This window comes from Chamaesiphon sp. OTE_20_metabat_361 (assembly GCF_031364565.1).
Map to the genome: position 1 here is coordinate 1 of NZ_JANLWO010000174.1, position 2,746 is coordinate 2,746.

Consider the following 2,746-nt stretch of genomic DNA (forward strand, 5'->3'; position numbering starts at 1 on the left):
TGCTCTTTCATGAGTCGATCGAGCAGATGAGAACCAATAAACCCAGCACCACCTGTGACTAAAATTCGCATAACTTAAAATTTTGAAATTTAATTTGGCTTAGAAGTTCAATGGCAGTGTCTTTAGTATTATTCCCGACGATCGGCAGATCGGCAACCATTGCGACTATTTCTCTGTAATTATCGCGTATGGATGGCAGCAAACCGCACATTTTTAGTAATAACACGTAGATAACCGGAGCAATCGCGCGATTGCTCCGGTCGAACGAGCAATGGCGATCGAATCTGCTAGACCACTTGGGGTCGTCACCATACCAATCTAGCATACAAAGTATGCTTCAGTATTATTGCTTAGATTCTTTCCCAGAGTTGGATCGTACCATCAGCACCACCGATCGCAATTAAGCGGCTGTGGGGCGCGATCGCGACCGACATGACCGAGCGACCCGGATCGCCTTTGAGAATACTTCTGGCTTTGTCCCCAAAGCGCCGATCTGCGCCCCGATACCAGACTTTCGCTTTGCCATCGACACTCCCAGTAATCAGATATTGACCGTCAGGACTGAATAGACACGCATTGATTTGTCCGGCATGCGCTTTAATCGTCTGCATTAGCTCGATTTGGGGTGCGGCACGATCGCGCTGGTGGAGTTGCCACAAGACGATATAGCCATTGACAGTGCCAGCGGCGATCGTCTGCCCGTCGGGGTCGATCGCCAGCGAACCGATACAATGTTGATTGCCGCTCGATTGGGCGATCGCTAGACCCGATGCCAGCGACCAGATCTTGACAGTGCCATTGTCGCCAGTACTAGCTAAAATGCGACCGTCGGTACTCAGGGCGATTGCCGCGATTGGCTCGGTATCGGTCAGGGTGGTGGCGACTTTGCCATCGGGTAAATTCCAGAGGACGATCGTGCAGTCGAAGCTACCACTAATCAAGGTTTGGCTATCGGGGCTAATTGCTAGCGATCGGACGGAAGCTTGATGCTGAGTTAAGTTTTCGAGCAGGGTACCAGTTTCCAAATTCCATAGTTTGATTAGCTCGTCCCAACTGCCGCTAGCGAGCAGCTTGCCATCGGCACTTACCGCTATGGCAAATACGCCTTTTTGATGATCTCTGAGGGTCTGAAGCGCCGTTCCGGTAGCTAGCTGCCACAATTTAATCGTCTTATCAAAACTACCGCTGACGAGATTGGTACCGTCAGGGGTGAAACTCAAGCAGCGCACCCAGTCGCTATGGGCGGCGATCGTTTGCTGGAGATTCCACACGGGTTTAGCCCACAGATCGCCACTGAGTTCGCCCGATGGATTGTCAGCCATTAGTCCACTAGACAAATCCTCGGAAATCATCTCTAGTAGCGACTTAATATCGATTGGTGACTCAGTGTCCACGAGATCGGCATTGGTTCGCTGTGGCGCTCCTGTCTCTAACGGCAGGCTTGCGCCCATGCGATCGAGGTCGATCGGTTCGAGACCTAACTGTTGAGATACTTGGGTGAGGTGGCGTTCGAGATACTTGACCCGCTCGGTTAGGGCAGTGCCTTCGAGTAAATCGACAACATCTTTCAGACTGCCCTCAACGCCAGTAACGTGCTCTTGCATTGAGAGCATGAGTTGTTTGTGCGTGTCGAATTTTTGCGCCAAGATGGCGACCTCTTGGCGATCGGTCGCCGCGATGACGGCAGGATCGGTTTTTTTAGCAGCCATCGTTTGCTTGACTAGGGCAGTGGCAAAACTGCGGGCTTGGGCGATCTCTTGTTGTAGGACTTCGCCCTGTTGCTGGAGTTCGCGATCGAGTTTGCGCTCCAGTGTCCGCTCGTGCAGACGAAGATTTTGCTGCAATCGCCAGCGATTGATGGCACTCAGGATTAGACTCAGCAGGATCGGGGCTAAAGCATACATCCAATTTAGAGAGGTGGCGGCAGCGATCGTGCCTACAACTGCGGCGGCGATCGCCAAGTATTCACTCAGGTCTAACCAATGGAAATTGGACATTACAGTTATCGGTTCTGAATTGTGAATAGCCGTCATTCGCAGTTGTTACGATACTATAGATCTCCATTAAATCGATCGATTCTAGCGTCTGACTAGTAATTATGCGGCGGACTCACTATGGCACCGACTAGATCGAGCTGTGGATCGCGATCGAGATCCTATTAGGAGTAATAAAGATCCTAACTGCACGCTCATAATGCCACAAACAGCGATATTGCGGCAAGTGGGTTTAGTGGATTCTGGCGACGATCCTCGATCCCCAAAGGCCATGGAGATCGAACGGGCAATTTTGATGACGGGCAATATTCAGTCATCTTTGTAGGTACTCTTGCGGATTTCGTGCTATCTTTAATAGATTCTTAATAAATATTTAACAATATTCAAACTAAATAAGTAGCTAAAAATTCAGCTTGGCAAATTCGACCGCCACGAACACATTAAAATTACTTATTTCGATCGCTTGCATTTGCGATGTATATTCGGCTACTGACTAGGTTATGCTGTAGCTAGTAATTAGTGGGGCAGCTACACCAGTAGTAGCAACCACAAACACCTGAAAAACTCGATTATTTCGATTGCCCAAACTTAGCCACCCTCTCGCCACCATAGCCATTCATGATTCCCGATTGCGACTTGCGCCTCGATTCCTGTGCCGATCCCGTTCGTGCTAACTCGGCTGTGCCGGATAACGATAATGCTGTGGATAAACCTGAAGAAGCTTGTGGGGTATTTGGAATCTATGCGCCCGG

Annotated in this window: 3 protein-coding genes; 1 reads left to right on the top strand and 2 read right to left on the bottom strand. The window is 49.8% G+C overall.

The window, feature by feature from the left end:
* Together RMO35_RS04805 and RMO35_RS04810 are read right to left on the bottom strand one after the other, a co-directional pair.
* Positions 1 to 71 (bottom strand): NAD-dependent epimerase/dehydratase family protein (locus tag RMO35_RS04805; protein ID WP_309738945.1); only part of this gene is annotated, 71 nt, incomplete at its 3' end.
* Between the two features lie 279 nt (positions 72 to 350).
* Positions 351 to 1,997 carry a WD40 repeat domain-containing protein gene (locus RMO35_RS04810; protein WP_309738942.1) on the bottom strand — a complete coding sequence of 549 codons (1,647 nt, stop codon included), beginning with the start codon at positions 1,995 to 1,997 and terminating at the stop codon, positions 351 to 353.
* 196 nt (positions 1,998 to 2,193) lie between these two features.
* Here RMO35_RS04810 and RMO35_RS04815 point away from each other — a divergent pair, with 196 nt between their 5' ends.
* Positions 2,194 to 2,319 (top strand): hypothetical protein, encoded by a 126-nt coding sequence (locus RMO35_RS04815; RefSeq protein WP_309738943.1) that lies wholly within the window; start codon positions 2,194 to 2,196, stop codon positions 2,317 to 2,319.
* Positions 2,320 to 2,746: the final 427 nt, after the last annotated feature.